The sequence below is a fragment of the Cellulomonas sp. P4_D11 genome (assembly GCF_056401915.1).
In genome coordinates, this window is the sequence record NZ_JBFUIK010000008.1 from 14,032 (window position 1) to 29,357 (window position 15,326).

The 15,326-nt window shown below is 73.9% G+C and carries 18 protein-coding genes and 1 tRNA gene; 10 read left to right on the forward strand and 9 right to left on the reverse strand.

What is annotated here, in order from left to right; genetic code table 11:
* Nucleotides 1-43 precede the first annotated feature (43 nt).
* Genes AC1DT4_RS06905 through AC1DT4_RS06915 form a run of 3 tightly spaced genes read left to right on the forward strand, consistent with a single transcriptional unit; the run spans nt 44 to nt 2,888 of the window.
* The gene (locus tag AC1DT4_RS06905) at nt 44-1,381 is read left to right on the forward strand and encodes a sensor histidine kinase (RefSeq protein ID WP_477089040.1); all 1,338 of its coding nucleotides are present in this window, start codon (nt 44-46) and stop codon (nt 1,379-1,381) included.
* Nucleotides 1,369-2,031 carry a response regulator gene (locus AC1DT4_RS06910; protein WP_477089041.1) on the forward strand — a complete coding sequence of 221 codons (663 nt, stop codon included), beginning with the start codon at nt 1,369-1,371 and terminating at the stop codon, nt 2,029-2,031. The genes AC1DT4_RS06905 and AC1DT4_RS06910 overlap by 13 nt, the downstream gene beginning before the upstream one ends.
* Nucleotides 2,028-2,888 (forward strand): DUF4097 family beta strand repeat-containing protein, encoded by an 861-nt coding sequence (locus tag AC1DT4_RS06915; protein WP_477089042.1) that lies wholly within the window; start codon nt 2,028-2,030, stop codon nt 2,886-2,888. Before AC1DT4_RS06910 ends, AC1DT4_RS06915 begins: the two co-directional genes overlap by 4 nt.
* Nucleotides 2,889-2,945: 57 nt before the next feature.
* On the opposite strand, the gene AC1DT4_RS06920 is transcribed toward AC1DT4_RS06915, so the two are convergent.
* The 3 genes from AC1DT4_RS06920 to AC1DT4_RS06930 all read right to left on the reverse strand — a co-directional run bounded on the left by AC1DT4_RS06920 (nt 2,946) and on the right by AC1DT4_RS06930 (nt 6,495).
* A tRNA-Pro gene (locus AC1DT4_RS06920) sits at nt 2,946-3,019 on the reverse strand.
* Between the two features lie 48 nt (nt 3,020-3,067).
* Complete coding sequence (locus AC1DT4_RS06925) at nt 3,068-4,024, reverse strand: metallophosphoesterase (protein ID WP_477089043.1); 957 nt, start codon at nt 4,022-4,024, stop codon at nt 3,068-3,070.
* A complete protein-coding gene (locus tag AC1DT4_RS06930) occupies nt 4,024-6,495 on the reverse strand; it encodes a penicillin-binding protein (protein ID WP_477089044.1) in 2,472 nt (823 codons plus the stop codon). Before AC1DT4_RS06930 ends, AC1DT4_RS06925 begins: the two co-directional genes overlap by 1 nt.
* A 233-nt stretch (nt 6,496-6,728) precedes the next feature.
* Here AC1DT4_RS06930 and AC1DT4_RS06935 point away from each other — a divergent pair, with 233 nt between their 5' ends.
* From AC1DT4_RS06935 to AC1DT4_RS06945, 3 genes are read left to right on the forward strand one after another with little or no spacing between them, the layout of a single operon-like run.
* On the forward strand, nt 6,729-7,022 hold the full coding sequence (locus AC1DT4_RS06935; RefSeq protein WP_477089045.1) for a WhiB family transcriptional regulator: 294 nt from the start codon (nt 6,729-6,731) through the stop codon (nt 7,020-7,022).
* A 42-nt stretch (nt 7,023-7,064) separates the two neighbouring features.
* On the forward strand, nt 7,065-7,223 hold the full coding sequence (locus AC1DT4_RS06940; RefSeq protein ID WP_146925896.1) for a DUF4177 domain-containing protein: 159 nt from the start codon (nt 7,065-7,067) through the stop codon (nt 7,221-7,223).
* Nucleotides 7,223-7,717: a RidA family protein gene (locus tag AC1DT4_RS06945; protein ID WP_477089046.1), complete on the forward strand. Its 495-nt coding sequence runs from the start codon at nt 7,223-7,225 to the stop codon at nt 7,715-7,717. Before AC1DT4_RS06940 ends, AC1DT4_RS06945 begins: the two co-directional genes overlap by 1 nt.
* 10 nt (nt 7,718-7,727) lie before the next feature.
* Here AC1DT4_RS06945 and AC1DT4_RS06950 read toward each other — a convergent pair whose 3' ends face one another.
* Together AC1DT4_RS06950 and AC1DT4_RS06955 are read right to left on the reverse strand one after the other, a co-directional pair.
* Nucleotides 7,728-8,405, reverse strand: a complete 678-nt coding sequence (locus AC1DT4_RS06950; protein WP_477089047.1) for a Crp/Fnr family transcriptional regulator — start codon at nt 8,403-8,405, stop codon at nt 7,728-7,730.
* 159 nt (nt 8,406-8,564) lie between these two features.
* The gene (locus AC1DT4_RS06955) at nt 8,565-8,981 is read right to left on the reverse strand and encodes a hypothetical protein (RefSeq protein ID WP_477089048.1); all 417 of its coding nucleotides are present in this window, start codon (nt 8,979-8,981) and stop codon (nt 8,565-8,567) included.
* Between the two features lie 219 nt (nt 8,982-9,200).
* On the opposite strand from AC1DT4_RS06955, the gene nth reads away from it, so the two are divergent.
* Nucleotides 9,201-9,899, forward strand: a complete 699-nt coding sequence (nth, locus tag AC1DT4_RS06960) for an endonuclease III (RefSeq protein ID WP_477089049.1) — start codon at nt 9,201-9,203, stop codon at nt 9,897-9,899.
* A 6-nt stretch (nt 9,900-9,905) separates the two neighbouring features.
* On the opposite strand, the gene AC1DT4_RS06965 is transcribed toward nth, so the two are convergent.
* From AC1DT4_RS06965 to AC1DT4_RS06975, 3 genes are all read right to left on the reverse strand, one after another.
* Nucleotides 9,906-10,838, reverse strand: a complete 933-nt coding sequence (locus AC1DT4_RS06965; RefSeq protein WP_477089050.1) for an alpha/beta fold hydrolase — start codon at nt 10,836-10,838, stop codon at nt 9,906-9,908.
* Nucleotides 10,839-10,849: 11 nt separating this feature from the next.
* On the reverse strand, nt 10,850-12,130 hold the full coding sequence (gene nhaA, locus AC1DT4_RS06970; protein WP_477089051.1) for a Na+/H+ antiporter NhaA: 1,281 nt from the start codon (nt 12,128-12,130) through the stop codon (nt 10,850-10,852).
* 73 nt (nt 12,131-12,203) lie between these two features.
* Complete coding sequence (locus tag AC1DT4_RS06975; protein WP_477089052.1) at nt 12,204-12,932, reverse strand: winged helix-turn-helix transcriptional regulator; 729 nt, start codon at nt 12,930-12,932, stop codon at nt 12,204-12,206.
* 234 nt (nt 12,933-13,166) lie between these two features.
* Here AC1DT4_RS06975 and AC1DT4_RS06980 point away from each other — a divergent pair, with 234 nt between their 5' ends.
* The 3 genes from AC1DT4_RS06980 to AC1DT4_RS06990 all read left to right on the forward strand — a co-directional run bounded on the left by AC1DT4_RS06980 (nt 13,167) and on the right by AC1DT4_RS06990 (nt 14,949).
* Nucleotides 13,167-13,901, forward strand: coding sequence for a hypothetical protein (locus AC1DT4_RS06980; protein ID WP_477089053.1), 735 nt, complete (start codon nt 13,167-13,169; stop codon nt 13,899-13,901).
* Between the two features lies 1 nt (nt 13,902).
* Nucleotides 13,903-14,385 carry a thioredoxin family protein gene (locus AC1DT4_RS06985; protein ID WP_477089054.1) on the forward strand — a complete coding sequence of 161 codons (483 nt, stop codon included), beginning with the start codon at nt 13,903-13,905 and terminating at the stop codon, nt 14,383-14,385.
* A 102-nt stretch (nt 14,386-14,487) separates the two neighbouring features.
* Nucleotides 14,488-14,949, forward strand: a complete 462-nt coding sequence (locus AC1DT4_RS06990) for a DUF4395 domain-containing protein (protein WP_477089055.1) — start codon at nt 14,488-14,490, stop codon at nt 14,947-14,949.
* Here the strand turns inward: AC1DT4_RS06990 and AC1DT4_RS06995 are convergent.
* Nucleotides 14,946-15,317, reverse strand: a complete 372-nt coding sequence (locus AC1DT4_RS06995) for a DsrE family protein (RefSeq protein WP_477089056.1) — start codon at nt 15,315-15,317, stop codon at nt 14,946-14,948. The two genes, AC1DT4_RS06990 and AC1DT4_RS06995, sit on opposite strands and share 4 nt — an antisense overlap.
* Between the last annotated feature and the right edge of the window lie 9 nt (nt 15,318-15,326).

Here is a 15,326-nt window from a genome sequence, read left to right on the forward strand (position 1 = left end):
TCAGGCTGTCTGGTCGGCCGCCCTGACCCCTAGCGTCACTGTCATGACCTCCCCGACGCCCCCGAGCAGCGTGTCCGACGACCTGCGCGTCGTCGCCCCCGCGTTCGCGGACCCGCGCGCCCTGGCCGCGGCCCCCGTGTCCGTCGCCACCTGGCGCGGGATCTCGCAGATCGTCGTCGGCTCCTTCGTCCTGCTGGCCGCCGCCATCGTCCTGACGGTCGCCCTGTCGCTCTCGCTGAGCCTGGTCGTCCTGTTCGTCGGCATCCCGATGCTGGTGGCGACGCTGTGGGCCTGCCGACCGTTCGCCCGGCTCGAGCGGGCCCGGCTGCGCGCCCAGCTCGGGGTCGAGATCTCGACGCCCACCTACCCGCGGCGCCAGGGGACGTGGGCCTCGTGGTGGGCGGTCCTGTCCGACGGCCGGACGTGGGCGCACGTGGCGTACGTCGTGGTCGCCGGGCTGCTGCTGACGGTCCAGAGCGTCGTCGTGACCGTCGCCGGCGGGTTCGCGCTCGGCTGCCTGGTCTACCCCGTGGTCGCCCTGACGAACGGGCTGGACCACCCGCCGTTCCCGGTGGTGCTCATGGTCCCGGCCGCGGCCCTGAGTGCCTGGGTCGCCGCCCTGGCCACCCAGGCCGGGTCGCTCGCCATCGTGCGCCTCGGCCGCTCCCTGCTCGGGGCGTCGCCGCGCGCCGAGGCCGTCGAGGCCGCGCGCCAGGCGCAGGTCCGCGCCGTGCAGGCCGAGGGCCGGGCGGTCCAGCTGCGCGAGACGCGCACCGCGGCCGTCGGTGCCGCCGACGAGGAGCGCCGGCGCATCGAGCGCGACCTGCACGACGGTGCCCAGCAGCGCCTGGTCGCGCTCGGGGTCGAGCTCGGGGCGGCGCGGCGCAAGGTGTCGAGCGACCCGGTGGCCGCGGCGGCCCTCGAGCACGCGCACAGCGAGGTGAAGGAGACGCTGGCAGAGCTGCGCGACCTGGTCCGCGGCATCCACCCGGCCGTCCTCACCGACCGCGGCCTCGACGCGGCCCTCTCGGCGCTCGCCGCCCGCAGCCCCGTCCCCGTGCGGGTGGACGTGCCCGACCCGCCGTCGCTGAACCGCGCGAGCACGTCGGCGCAGGCCGCCGCCTACTTCGTCGTCGCCGAGGCCCTGACCAACGCCGCGAAGCACGCCGAGGCCCACGAGGTCACCGTGACCGCGGTGCTCGCGGGGGACCGCCTGCGCATCGTCATCGCCGACGACGGACGCGGGGGAGCGGTCGCGACGCCCGGCAGCGGGCTCGACGGCCTGCGCAGCCGCGTCGCCGCCCTGGACGGCACCTTCGACCTGGACAGCCCGGCCGGAGCCGGCACCCGACTCACCGTGGAGGTGCCGTGCGCATCGTGATCGCCGAGGACTCGGTCCTGCTGCTCGACGGCCTGACCAGGCTGCTCGTCGCGGAAGGGCACGAGGTCACCGGCTACACCACCGCCGACGACGTCGTCGCCGCGCTCGGGCCGTCCGACGACCTGCCCGACCTCCTGGTGACCGACGTGCGGATGCCGCCGTCGCACACCGACGAGGGCCTGCGGGCCGCCGTGCACCTGCGCAGCCTGCACAAGCGGCTGCCCGTGCTGGTCCTGTCGCAGTACGTGGAGCAGCGGTACGCCCGCGAGCTCTTCGCCGGCGACGTCCGCGGCCTCGGCTACGTGCTCAAGGACCGCGTGGCGGACGTGGACGAGTTCCTCGACGCCCTGGCCCGCGTGGCCGGCGGCGGCACCGTGATCGACCCCGAGGTCGTCGCCCAGATCCTCGCCCGGGCACGTCGCTCGGGCCTCGAGACCCTCACCCCGCGCGAGCGGGACGTGCTCGGCCTCATGGCGGAAGGCCGCTCGAACGCGGCCATCGCCGACCGTCTCGTGATCGGCCTGCCGGCCGTCGAGAAGCACGTGACGTCCATCCTGACCAAGCTCGACCTCCCGCAGGCCGCCGACGACCACCGCCGCGTGCTCGCCGTGCTGCGCTGGCTGGAGCACGAACCGGGAGACCGCTCATGACCACGACGCTCGACCGTCCGCCCGTCACCCCGCCGCCCGCACCCACGCCGGCCGCCCGCGCCCTCACCTGGACAGGCGCCGTCGTGGGCGGGGTCCTCCTCCTCTTCGCCGGGTTCAGCGCCCTGAGCCTGCTCGTCCTGGGGTCCGACGACGCCACGACGACCTCGCATACCGCGTCCTACCCCGCCGCGCCCGTGGTGGAGCTGATCGCCGACGGCCACGTCACGGTGACCACCGGCGGCGACCGCGTCGAGGTCGAGCGCACCAAGCGCACGATGCTCACCCCGGCGCGCTACACCGCAGCCCAGGCCGGCGACCGCCTGACGGTCAGCTACCGGTGCGAGTCGTGGCGACCCGGCTTCTGCTCGGCCTCGCTCGACGTGACGGTCCCCGACGGCACCGCCGTGGTGGTCCGCGCCAGCGACGGCCCGGTCGACGCGACGGCACTGCGCGGTCCGCTCGACGTCCGCGCCAGCGACGGTGACTCGAGGATCTCCGACATCGACGGGGACGTCACCGTCCGCGCGTCCGACGGCAGCACCGACGTGAGCGACGTCCGCGGCTCCGTCACGGTCAGCTCGGCCGACGGCGCCGTGACGGTGTCGGGCGTTTCGGGCTCGGTCACCGCCCGGTCGAGCGACGGGCGCGTGGAGATCGCGGACGTCCAGGGCGACGTCGACGCGCACGCCAGCGACGGCGACGTCACGGTGTACGGGACCGGGGAGCCCGTCGCGCTGGACATCTCCGCCTCGGACGGCAGGCAGATCGTCGAGGGACCGACCGACCCCACGGCGTCCACGCACGTGCGGATCCGCACCAGCGACGGGGACGCGGCCTTCCTGGGCCCCCGCGGCTGACGGCACGAGAAAGGCCCCTGATCAGCAGATCTGCTGATCAGGGGCCTTTCTCTTGTGTCGGGGTGGCGGGATTCGAACCCACGACCTCTTCGTCCCGAACGAAGCGCGCTACCAAGCTGCGCCACACCCCGTGGAGCCTGGTAAGGATAGCCGACGACCACCCGTGCGACGAAACCGGATCAGGCCGCCCCGAGCGTGAGGAGCGTCGCTTCCGGCCGGCACGCGAACCGCACGGGCGCGTACGGCGAGGTGCCGAGCCCCGCCGACACGTGCATCCAGGTCGATCCCGCGCCGCCGGGCTGGTCGGGGCGCGGCCCGGGCCAGCCGTGCAGGCCCTTCGCGCGGCGGGTGTCGAGGTCGCAGTTGGTCACCAGCGCGCCCCAGAACGGCAGCGCGAGCTGCCCGCCGTGCGTGTGCCCGGCGATGGCCAGGTCGACGTCGTCGGCGTGCATGGCGTCGAGCACGCGGCGGTACGGCGCGTGGGTGATGCCGAGGTGCAGGTCCACGGGCGTCGAGCCGGTGCGCGCGTCGTCGTCGCCGCCCGCCGCCGGGAAGCGGTCGCGGTCCAGGTGGGCGTCGTCGGTGCCGACGAGCGACAGGACCCGGCCGTCGACCTTGACCACGTCCCGACGGTTGGTGAGGTCGATCCAGCCGGCCGACCGGAACCGCTCGGTGAGCTCGCGCCACGGCAGCTCCGGGGGCCGGACAGGGTGCGTCAGGCGGGCGTCGGGCAGGAGGTAGCGCGCGGGGTTCTTGGGCATCGGCGCGACGTAGTCGTTGGAGCCGAGCACGAACGCGCCCGGGACCGCGAGGTGCGGCTCCAGGGCCTCCAGCAGCGCCGGCATGGCGTCGAGATGCGCCCAGTTGTCGCCCGTGTCGACCACCAGGTGGGGGTCGAGGGACGCCAGGTCGCGCACCCAGTCGACCTTCTTGCGCTGGCCGGGCGTCAGGTGCAGGTCGGAGATGTGCAGGATCCGCAGCGGGTCCTGGCCGGCGGGGAGCACCGGCACGGTGACCTCACGCAGCGTGTACCAGCGCACCTCGACCAGCGAGGCGTACGCGAGCGCACCCGCGCCCGCCAGCGCGAGGGCGCCGGCGGTGCGGGCGAGCGAGGCGCCGGTGCTGGACGAGCCCATCACCCGTTGCCTTTACCGCCGCCACCGCCACCGCCGCCGGGTCCGTTCCCGCCAGGCCCACCGCCGCCGGGCCCGCCGCCGCCGCCCGGGCCGGGCTGGTTCGGGTCGACCACGGGTGCGACCGGCTGGCCGTTGGAGATCGTCAGCGTGATCGCCGTGCCGCGCGTGGCGGTGCCGGACGGGCTCTGCGACGCGACGGCCCCGGCCGGGTACGGCGAGCCGACCTGGGTCGGGTCGGTGACGACGTTGAACCCGGCGCCCTTGAGGATCGAGCGGGCGTCGCCCTCGGACTTGCCGACGACGGACGGGATCGGGATCTTCTCGCCGAAGACGAGCTTGTCGTCCGGCGCGGCGAAGCCCGGGTTGGCGGCACCGTCGAGCGCCTGGACCATGAACCGCTTCCAGGTGGGCGCGGCGATGGACGAGCCGAAGGCGTACTTGACGAACTTGCCGGCGATGTAGACGTTCTGCACCGGCCGCGGGGCCTCCTTGTAGCCCACCCACACGGCCGTCGCCATGAGCGGCGTGTAGCCGACGAACCACGTGTCCTCGTTGTGGCTCGTGGTGCCCGTCTTGCCCGCGGACGGGAACGGCGGGGCGCCGACCTTCTCCGCGGTGCCCTTCCAGACGTTGCTCAGCGCGAAGTTCACGGTGTTGGCGTACTTCGGCTCGATCGCCGGCTTGCAGCCGGCCGACGGGATCGGCAGCTCGGCGCCGTTGGCGTCCTTGACGCTGGTGATCGCGATCGGGGTGCAGTAGGTGCCGCCCGAGGCGAAGGTCGCGAACGCGGCCGCCATGGACAGCGGCGCCACGGAGTCGGTGCCGATGACGTTCGACGGGTTGACCGACGGGGTCGTCGTGCCATCCGCCTTGACCTTCGCGGTGTGCATCCCGAGGTCCTGGGCGTCCTGCATGATGTTGCACATGTCCAGCTGGCTGGCCATCGTCAGGTACGCCAGGTTGACCGAGTTCATGGTCGCGTTGAGCACGGTCATCGTGCCGGAGCCCGGCTCGGAGTTGCCGGGCGTCCAGGACACGTTCGGGCCCTTCTGGCCGCACGTGGTGAACATGTTCTCGTTGAGCGGCCGCACCGAGCCGTTGACCTGCTCGTAGAGGCTGTGGCCCTGCTTGAGCCACTCGAGCAGCGTGAACGGCTTGAACGTGGAGCCGGGGGCGAACCCGCCGGACCCGCCGTACGCGGAGTCGGTGTTGAAGTTGACGGACTCCTCGCGGGTCCCCGGCGCGGCCGCCGCGGCGTAGATGCGGTTCTGCGCCATCGACAGGATCTTGCCCGTGCCGGGCTCGACCGTGACGATCGCGCTGGAGACGCCCGAGGGGTCGTCGACCGGGATCCCGTTCTTCACCTCGGTGTCCGCGAGCGTCTGCAGCCGCGGGTCCAGCGTGGTGGTGATGGTGAGCCCGCCGCGGTAGAGCAGCGCGATGCGCTCGGCCTTCGTCGCGCCGAAGGCCTGGTCGTTGGCGATGACCTTGGTGACGTAGTCGCAGAAGTAGCCGGACCCGGCGATGACGTCGCCCGCCGCGGCGCAGCCCTGCTTGAGCGCGTGCACGTTCAGGGTGGCCGCCAGCGGGGTCGCGCGGCCGGCCTCGTACTCCGCGTCGGTGATGAAGCCCTGCTGGTTCATGAGCAGCAGCACACGGTTGCGGCGCTCCTGCGAGGCATCCGGGTGCAGCACCGGGTCCCACTTGGTCGGGCTCTGCGTGATGCCCGCGATCGTGGCAGCCTCGAGGTACGTGAGGTCCTTGGCCGGCTTGCCGAAGTAGTACTGCGCCGCCGACTCGGCCCCGTAGACCGAGGCGCCGAACGGCGCGATGTTGAGGTACTTCTCGAGGATCTGGTCCTTGGTGTCGCGCTTCTCGAGCGCGATGGCGAGCTTGGCCTCGCGCAGCTTGCGCGCGTAGCCCTCGGTCCCGCTGGCGCCGCGGGCGGCCTGCAGCGCCGCGAGCCGCTCGGCCTCGGTGTCCTTGGAGAGCGCCTCGTCGATGAGGACGTTCTTGATGTACTGCTGGGTGAGCGTCGAGGCGCCCTCCTGGCCGCCGCCGTCGTCCGTCTGGTTCCGGACGAACGCACGGAGCATGCCGGTCGGGTCGACGCCCGCGTGCTGGTAGAACCGCTTGTCCTCGGTCGCGATCACCGCGTGCTGCAGCATCGGCGAGATCTCCGTCAGCGGCACGACGACGCGGTTCTGCACGAAGAACGTCGCGAGGAGCTGGCCGTCGGCGGCCCGGATCTCCGACTTCTCCGGCAGGGTCGCCTCGTTGAGCTCCGTCGGCAGGTCGTCGAAGGCGGTCACCGTCAGGTCGGTCACGCCGTTGGCGGCGGCGACTCCGGGCAGGACGAGACCGGCGGCGAGGACCCCACCGACGCCCGCCACGAGGGCGAACGTCAGAAGAAGGGCCAACGCCTGGAAGACGTTGACCTGTCGGCCGCGCCGGCGCGCAGGGTTCGGCATGCCGTCAGGGTAGTAGGCGCCCCTGTCACCTCCCGCGCGGATCGGGCGCTGACACCGTGACCTGCACGGGACCTGCACATGCCTGCCTGCACCCGCTCTGACTCGGTCAGGCGTCCATCTGACGATATGACCCGAACGGAGTCTCGCCAGGATGCCTGTCCGGACGCTAGTTTCCGGGCAGGACTCGGGTGCGGTTGCCACGGCACGCCCCGTCGGCGTGCTCAGGAGGATGAGTGACCACACTCGTGCAGGACGCGCACTGGACTGCGCTCGCGGCGTGCGGGAAGGGCAAGCTGGCGCCCGACGCGCTCTTCGTCGAGGGGGCTGCCCAGCGCGAGGCCCGCGCGGTGTGCACCAGCTGCCCCGTGCGGCTCGCCTGCCTGGCCGACGCGCTGGACAACCGCATGGACTTCGGGGTCTGGGGCGGGATGACCGAGCGCGAGCGCCGGGCGCTGCTGCGACGCCGGCCCGAGGTGCGGTCCTGGCGGGCCGAGCTGGTCGGGTCCGACGGCGTCGACGGGCCGTGAGAGCGCTCCGACCCGCCGGGCGCCCCCGCTAGGGTGACTCCCATGGCTACGCAGTGGGAGTACGCGACGATTCCGCTCATCATTCACGCCACCAAGGCGATCCTCGACCAGTGGGGCGCCGACGGCTGGGAGCTCGTCCAGGTGATCCAGGGACCGGACGCCGGCCTGGTGGCCTACCTCAAGCGGCCCAAGGAGTCCTGATGGGTGCCGCCGCGCGCCTCGCGGAGCTCGGGCTCGAGCTCCCGGAGGTGGCCCTGCCCGTCGCGGCCTACGTGCCCGCCGTCCGGTCGGGCGACTACGTCTACACGTCCGGGCAGCTGCCGTTCGTCGCGGGCGCGCTGGTCGCCACCGGCAAGGTCGGGGTGGGCGCCGGGCTGATCGACCCGGAGAGCGCGGCCGGCTACGCCCGGATCTCGGCGCTGAACGCGCTCGCGGCCGTCGCCGCCGTGATCGCGGCCGAGGGCGGTCCCCAGGGCGCGGACGCGCTCGACCGCATCGTGCACGTGACCAAGGTGGTCGGCTTCGTCGCAAGCGACCCGGCGTTCACCGCGCAGCCCGCTGTCGTCAACGGCGCGAGCCTGCTGCTGCACCAGGTCCTGGGGGACGCGGGCGTGCACGCGCGCTCGGCCGTCGGCGTCGCCGTCCTGCCGATGGACTCGCCCGTCGAGGTCGAGATCGTCGTCGAGCTGGCCTGAGGTCAGGCCCTCAGCGGGCCCGGCGCTCCAGGCGCTCGACGTCGAGCAGCACGACCGCGCGGCCCTCGCGGCGCACCCAGCCGCGGGCCGCGAAGTCGGCGAGCGCCTTGTTCACGGTCTCGCGCGATGCGCCGACCAGCTGCGCGAGCTCCTCCTGCGTGAGGTCGTGGGCGACGCGGATGCCCTCGTCGACCTTCTCGCCGAAGCGGGTCGACAGGTCGAGCAGCGCCTTGGCGACGCGACCGGGGACGTCGGAGAACACCAGGTCGGCCAGCGCCTCGTTGGTGCGGCGCAGCCGGCGGGCGAGCGCCTGGAGCAGGTGCTGCGCGACCGTGGGCTTGTCCTGCAGCCAGCGGATGAGGTCGCCGTGCCCGAGCTCGAGCACGACGGCGTCGGCGACGACGGTCGCGGTCGCGGTGCGGGGGCCCGGGTCGAACAGGCTGAGCTCGCCGAACATCTCGCCGGGGCCGAGGACGGCCAGCAGGTTCTCGCGCCCGTCGTTGGAGCGTCGGCCCAGCTTGATCTTGCCCTCGCGCACGACGTAGAGCCGGTCGCCGGGCTCCCCCTCGTGGAACAAGGCGTCGCCTCGGGCGAAGTCGATCGCCTTCATCGTCGCCACGAGCGCCTCGGACGCCTCCGGGTCGAGCCCGGCGAACAGCGGCGCCGACAGCACGATGTCGTCCTCCACGAGGGCACCTCACCTTCCTGGCCGCGCGCTGCCCGGATCGTCCCGGTGGCGGCATCGTTCACGACAGTTCACACACGACAGGGTTCGATCTCGACAAGCCGAACCGGACCGTTCGCTGGTCAGCGCCCGGTCCGACCTCAGTCTGCCCCATGGAGGCCGTCATCCGCGGCCCAGCGGCTCCCGCAGGCCGACGACGGCCACCTCGGGGTCCACGGCCAGGCGTGCGATCAGGCGGTCGGTGGCCCGGGTGAGGGCCGCCTCGACGCCCGCGGCATAGGTGGAGAGCTGGGCGTCCAGGGCGCGGAGCTCGTTCAGGCGGTCGACGTCCGCGACGCCCTCGGTGCCGCCCAGCACCGCGGCGAGCGCGGCGGGGCGCGGGACCTCGACGCCGACCTCGAGCGGGAGCTGGAACGTCACGTCCTCGCCGAGGGTCTGCGGCCGGGCCGCCTGGGCGACGGCGAGGTCGAGCCGCGCGCGCACCAGTCGACGCCACCAGGTCACCCGGGCGTGCTCGGCGCGCAGCGCGCGCCGGTCGAGGCGGAGATCACTGACCCGTTGTTCGACGGGTGGCGTCATGCGGCAGGTCCTCCTCGGACGGGCACAGCCTCGCGGAAGTTCGATCACGCTCGCCCGAGACGACTCGAGCCCCCTCAAGCACTGTGGGTGGTTTCGGCCCGGTACAGGCCGACCTTGAGCGGGGATACCTGTGTGCGCCACGGGATCACTCCAAGGGAGCAGCGCCGCAGGTCACAGGCCCCCCGAACGGGTGTGGGCGCCGCGTCGTACGCTGCCGCTGTGACAGGCACCGACGTGGAGTCCGACCTCGCGCGCACCCGCCGCGCCCGCCGCATCGACCGCGCCCTGGCGGTGCGCTACCCCGACGCGAACTGCGAGCTGGACTTCACGTCGCCGTTCGAGCTGCTGGTGGCCACGGTGCTCTCGGCGCAGACCACGGACGTGCGCGTGAACCTGACCACGCCGATCCTCTTCGCCCGCTACCCGGACGCCGCGGCGCTCGCCGGCGCCGACCCGGAGGAGCTCGAGGAGATCCTCAAGCCGACCGGGTTCTTCCGCGCCAAGGCGCGGTCGGTCATGGGGCTGTCGCGCGAGCTGGTGGAGCGGTTCGGCGGCGAGGTGCCCGGGCGCATGAAGGACCTCGTGACGCTGCCCGGCGTGGGGCGCAAGACGGCCAACGTCGTGCTCGGCAACGCGTTCGGGGTGCCGGGCATCACCACGGACACGCACGTCATGCGGCTGTCGAAGCGCCTGGGCTACACCGCGAGCGACGACCCGCTGGTGGTGGAGAAGGAGCTCGACGCGCTGATCCCCCGCAAGGACTGGACCATGGCCTCGCACCGGCTGATCTTCCACGGGCGGCGCACGTGCTTCGCGCGCAAGCCGGCGTGCGGGGCGTGCCCCGTGGCGTCGATGTGCCCGTCCTTCGGCATCGGGGAGATCGACCCCACCAAGGCCGCCGCGATGGTCAAGCAGTGAGCGCTGTCAGACCGGCGCGACCGTCCGCAGCCACGTCAGCAGGAGGTCGCTGACCCGGTCGGGGGTCTCCTCGGCGGGGTAGTGGCCGGCCGACGGCAGCAGCTCGAACTGGTACTGCGAACCGACCAGCGCGGCGGTGTCCTTGGAGAGCGCGGCGCGCGACGGCGGGCGCAGCCCGTCGCGACCGCCGTGCAGCTGCAGCACGGGCAGCGGTCGGGTCTCCTCGAGCGCCGCGTGGTAGCGACGGCCGTCCAGGCGCGGCATCGAGCGGACCAGCCACCGCAGCTGCTCCATCTGGCTGTGCGCGGCGAACGGCACGCGCGCTGCCGAGCGGTACGTGCGCTCGGCCTCGGCATCGGGCCAGCCGGGCGTGCCGCCCCACTCGCGCAGCAGCTGGGCCACGAGGTCGCCCTCCATGAGGGCGTGCTCCGGCATCGACGGCAGCTGGATGTACGCGAGGCGCCGGACCGCGGCCGGGCGCACCGCGGCGCGGGGGTGGCCTCGCGTGTCCAGCGGGTGCGGGGCGGCCAGCGCGGCGACCGCCCGCACCCGGTCCGGGTGCAGGCCGGCCATGGCCCAGGCGATCTCCCCGCCCGTCCCGCTGCCGACGACCACGGCGTCCGCTGCGCCGACCGACTGGATCACCCCGGCGACGTCGGCGGCCAGGGTCGGCACGTCGTACCCCTGCGGCGGCTTGTCGGATCCGCCGGTCCCGCGGACGTCCATGGCCGCCACGCGGTAGCCGGCGTCGGCCAGGACGGGGAGCTGGTGACGCCACGCCCACCAGAACTGCGGGACGCCGTGCAGCAGCACGACCAGGGGGGCGTCGCGGTCGTCGGGCCCGGCCACGGCCACATGGAACCGTGCGCCGTTGGCGGCCACGAACCGGTGCTCCCAGGGGCCGTCGATGAGGAGCGAGGCGGAGTCGACGGTGCTCATCGGTGCCGAACCTACCCGGTCTCGCCGCTCTGGGGGCGTGCCGTCGCCGCCTCGCGTGCGTGATGTCGGTCCCGCTGGAACAGGGCCCCGCCGCCCAGCAGCGCCGCGACGAGCGACGCGATCAGCACGGAGACGATGACGTGCTCGTCCTGCGGGCTGCCGGCACCGAACGCCAGCTCGCCCACCAGCAGGGACACCGTGAACCCGATGCCGCCCAGCAGGCCGACGGCCGCGACGTCGGCCCAGCCGAGGCCGGGGGCGAGCGAGGCGCGCGTGAAGCGGGCGACCAGGTAGGTGGCGCCGAGGATGCCGAGCGGCTTGCCGACGACGAGCCCGAGCGCGACACCTTGGGCGACGGGGTCGGCGAACGTCGTCTGCAGAGCGCCGGCGGTCAGGGTCACCCCGGCGGCGAACAGCGCGAAGACCGGCACCGCGACGCCCGCGGAGAGGGGTCGCCACGCGTGCTCCCACCGCTCGGCCAGCGACTCCGCGGGCTCCGTGGGCAGCCGGAGCGCCCTGCGCGTGGCCGCGGTGGTCCCCGGGACCACGAGCCCGAGCGCGACGCCCGCGATCGTCGCGTGCACACCCGACGCGTGGACCGCGGCCCAGGCCGCCAGCCCGAGCGGGACCAGCAGCCAGCCGCTGACCCAGCCGCGCCGGATCACGAGCGCGAACACCGCGACGGTCGCCGCACCGACGCCGAGCCAGAGCGCCGAGACCGTCTCGGTGTAGACGACGCCGATGACGATGATCGCGAGCAGGTCGTCGACGACGGCGAGCGTGAGCAGGAAGGCGCGCAGGGCGTTCGGCAGGCTCCGGCCCACGATGGCGAGGACCGAGACGGCGAAGGCGATGTCCGTCGCCGTCGGGACGGCCCAGCCCCGGGCGACGCCGTCCGCGGCGGTGAGGTTCACGGCCAGGTAGAGGATCGCGGGGACGAGCATGCCCCCGAGCGCGGCCACGATCGGCACGACGGCCGTGCGCAGGTTCCGCAGCTCGCCCGCGACGATCTCGCGCTTGAGCTCGAGGCCGACGACGAAGAAGAAGATGGCGAGCAGGCCGTCGGTCGCCCAGGTGGCCACCGTGAGGTCGAGGTGCAGCGCCGCGGGGCCGATGACCGTGTCGGACACCGTGGTGTACGACGCGGGATCCACGTTCGCCCAGAGCAGGGCGACCACGGTGGCGGTCAGCAGGAGCGCCCCGCCGACGCGTTCCTCCCGCAGCGTGTCGAGCAGGTTGCGCTCGGAGCCGGGGGTCAGCGCGGCGAACAGGCGGCTCGCGGGCGTGGACACGGGTGCACCTCCGGGCAGGCTGGTGGGACGTGCCGACCAGGCTTCCCGGCTCACCGAGGCCCAGGCTAGCGGGCTACGCGTCCGCGGGCTCCGGGACCTCGTTGCGGCCGTCGACGGCGTTCCGTCGGTCCTTCGGTGGGTCGAAGCGGTAGCCGACGTTCCGCACGGTACCGATCAGCTGCTCGTGCTCGGGGCCGAGCTTGGCGCGCAGGCGTCGCACGTGGACGTCGACCGTCCGGGTGCCTCCGTAGTAGTCGTAGCCCCAGACCTCCTGCAGCAGCTGGGCGCGGGTGAACACGCGGCCCGGGTGCTGGACGAGGTACTTGAGGAGCTCGAACTCCTTGTAGGTGAGGTCGAGGGGCCGACCGCGCAGCCGGGCGGTGTAGCCGCCGGCGTCGATGGTGAGCTCGCCCGACGAGATCTCCTGGGGGGCGTCGTCGTACCCCGCGGTCGCCGCGCGCTCCATGACCAGGCGGAACCGCGTCTCCACCTCGGCCGGGTTGGCCGTCTCCAGGATGATGTCGTCGGCGCCCCACTCGGCCGTGACGACCGTGAGGCCGCCCTCGGTGAGCACCAGGATCAGCGGGACCGTCAGGCCGGTCGCGCGCAGCAGGCGGCACGTGGTCCTGGCGGTGACGAGGTCGCGCCGGGCGTCGAGCACGACGATGTCCGCATCCGGTGCGTCCACGAGAGCCGACGGTTCGACGGGGAGCACGCGGACGCGGTGGGACAACAGACCGAGGGCCGGGAGCACCTGGGCGGAGCCCCCGGACGCTGGAGTGAGCAGCAGCAGATCTGCCACCTGGAACCTCCCCGCGTGCGAGTGGGGGCCACGGTACCGCGCGCGTCACCGAAGTTGCGCAGCGATGTCGAGGGATGGCGTCACGTCCCTCACATGCGCCCGTCGTAACGCGAGGGAAATCGCGGCGAGATGCGACAATCGGCGGCGTGCTCCTCCCCTCCCTGCAGGCAGGCCGCCTGTGCGCGCGCCCGGACCGGTCGATCGTGAACCCGGTCGCGGGACGGTAGGGGACCCATGCAGCTCGCCACCCGGGCGGTCGTGACGGCCGTGCTCGCGGCCGCCGTGGCCGTCGCCGGCTACCTCGGCGGGTTGCCGCTGAGCATCGCCGCCGCGGTCCTGGCCGTCGTGTTCGCCCTCGGCTGGCCCTCTCTCGCGGGGCTGCCGTTCGTCGCCGGGTCGGCCACCGTCGTCGCGCTGGGCGGGGTCGGTGCGGTCGCCGTCGTGCACCTGACCACCACGCAGCCGTTCCTGCGGTACCTGCCCGTGGTCTTCGCGGCCGCGATCCTCCTGGCATTCGTCAGCGAGCTGCTGCGTCGCGACGGACGCCCGCGGCTGGTCGAGTCCGTCTCCGGGACGGTCGCCGGGACCCTCGTCGCCGTCGCCGTCGCCGGCTGGGTCGCGATCGGGCGCACGCCCGGGGGCGAGCCGCTCGTCGTCGTCGGCGCGCTGGCGCTCGCGGTCGGCTCGGCCGTCGTGGCCCTCCACCTCGCCCCCTGGGTCGGCTCGCTCGTCACGGCCGGTGCGGCCGCCGCCGCGGGGGCGCTCGGCGCGCTGCTGCTCCCCGGCATCGACCCGTTGGCCGGTGCCCTGCTGGGGCTCGCGGTCGGCATCCTCGTCGCCACGCTGCACGCGCTGTTCGACCAGCTGCCGTCGCTCGAGCGCCGCTGGCCCTCGCTCGCCGCGGTGACGCTGCCGGTGACCGTGACGGGCATCCTCGTGTACGTCGTCGGCCGGGTCCTGGTGGGCTGACGTGGGTCGGCTGCTGCTCGTCGTCGCCGTCCTGGCCCTCGCCACGGCGCTCGGTCTGTGGTGGCGGGCGCGCAACGGTCGCTACACCGCCGTCGACCCGGCGCTGCTCGCGTCCGCGCCCGACGAGGCGCCCGACGAGGTGCCCGACGAGGCGGACGGCACGCGTCTGACCGCGGCCCAGCTGGGGGCGCCGCTGGGGTCCCGGGCCACCTTCGTGCAGTTCTCCAGCGAGGTCTGCGCGCCCTGCCGGCGGACCCACGCGGTCCTCGCGCAGCTGGCCACGGAGCACGAGGGCCTCTCACACGTCGAGATGGACGTGGTCGAGCACCTGGATCTCGTGCGACGCTTCGACATCATGCGCACCCCGACCACGCTCCTGCTCGACGCCCGCGGCGTCGTGGTCGGCCGCATGTCCGGTGCCACGGACCGTCGCCACGCGCTCGCCGCGCTCGCGTCCTGTCCGGGCGAGGTCCCCGCCGCCTGACGGCCTGCCCTCGTGGGCGATCGGCCGGGCGCGCTGCGACCTCGGCCCCCGGGTCGGCCACCGGCCGGCCGACGGACCCCTGCACGTCCCCCTGGAGCTCCCATGACCACGCCCACGCACACCTCTGCCCCCGCCGGCATCGACCCCCGGGGCCCCCGGTTCGGCGCCGCCCTCACCCTCGTCCTGCTCGTCGCCGTACTGCTCCTCGGCACCACCCCGGCGGCCTACGCCGTGCTCGCGGTGGTCGTCGCCGGCTTCGCCATCGGCACGTTCCGCGGCGTCGGCCACACCTGGCAGGCCTGGGTGTTCAGGAAGCTCGTCCGGCCGCGCCTGGCACCGCCCACCGAGCTGGAGGACCCGCGGCCCCCGACGTTCGCGCAGCTGGTGGGCCTGATCATCACCGGCGCCGGGCTGGTGCTCGGGCTGGCGGGCGTCAGCGTCGCCGTGCCGGTCGCCGCGGCGCTCGCCCTCGTCGCGGCGTTCCTCAACGCCGTGTTCGGCCTGTGCCTCGGCTGCGAGCTGTACCTGCTCGGGATCCGGCTGCGGTCGGGAAGGACCGCCTAGTAGACGAGCGCCTGCGCCCGCTCGGCCAGGGACTCCTCGACGAACACCGCCGCGCCCGCGATCCGGACGCCCGGCAGCACGTCCTGGGGGCCGATGCCGCGGCGGGCCGCGCACTGCGTGCACACGGTCACGCGGCCGCCCTCGAGGACGACCGCGAGCAGGTCGGCCAGCGGGGTCGCGTGCTCGAGGACGAGGTCACCGGCCCGACCGGGCAGCGCGAACCACGCCGACTCGCCGGTGAGCCAGAGGCTGACCTCGGCGCCGGCGGCGACCGCGGTCGCGGCCACGGTGAACGCCTGGTTCGTGGCCTCCGGACGGTCCGTGCCGGACGTGGTCTTGATCACGAGGGGGCGTGGCGTGGGGCTCATCGGAACAGG

Coding starts and splice junctions, on each gene's coding strand:
- AC1DT4_RS06905 (WP_477089040.1), top strand. CDS start 44: ATGACCTCCCCGACGCCCCCGAGCAGCGTGTCCGACGACCTGCGCGTC.
- AC1DT4_RS06915 (WP_477089042.1), top strand. CDS start 2,028: ATGACCACGACGCTCGACCGTCCGCCCGTCACCCCGCCGCCCGCACCC.
- AC1DT4_RS06925 (WP_477089043.1), bottom strand. CDS start 4,024: ATGGGCTCGTCCAGCACCGGCGCCTCGCTCGCCCGCACCGCCGGCGCC.
- AC1DT4_RS06930 (WP_477089044.1), bottom strand. CDS start 6,495: ATGCCGAACCCTGCGCGCCGGCGCGGCCGACAGGTCAACGTCTTCCAG.
- AC1DT4_RS06940 (WP_146925896.1), top strand. CDS start 7,065: ATGGCTACGCAGTGGGAGTACGCGACGATTCCGCTCATCATTCACGCC.
- AC1DT4_RS06945 (WP_477089046.1), top strand. CDS start 7,223: ATGGGTGCCGCCGCGCGCCTCGCGGAGCTCGGGCTCGAGCTCCCGGAG.
- AC1DT4_RS06955 (WP_477089048.1), bottom strand. CDS start 8,981: ATGACGCCACCCGTCGAACAACGGGTCAGTGATCTCCGCCTCGACCGG.
- AC1DT4_RS06965 (WP_477089050.1), bottom strand. CDS start 10,838: ATGAGCACCGTCGACTCCGCCTCGCTCCTCATCGACGGCCCCTGGGAG.
- AC1DT4_RS06980 (WP_477089053.1), top strand. CDS start 13,167: ATGCAGCTCGCCACCCGGGCGGTCGTGACGGCCGTGCTCGCGGCCGCC.
- AC1DT4_RS06990 (WP_477089055.1), top strand. CDS start 14,488: ATGACCACGCCCACGCACACCTCTGCCCCCGCCGGCATCGACCCCCGG.
- AC1DT4_RS06995 (WP_477089056.1), bottom strand. CDS start 15,317: ATGAGCCCCACGCCACGCCCCCTCGTGATCAAGACCACGTCCGGCACG.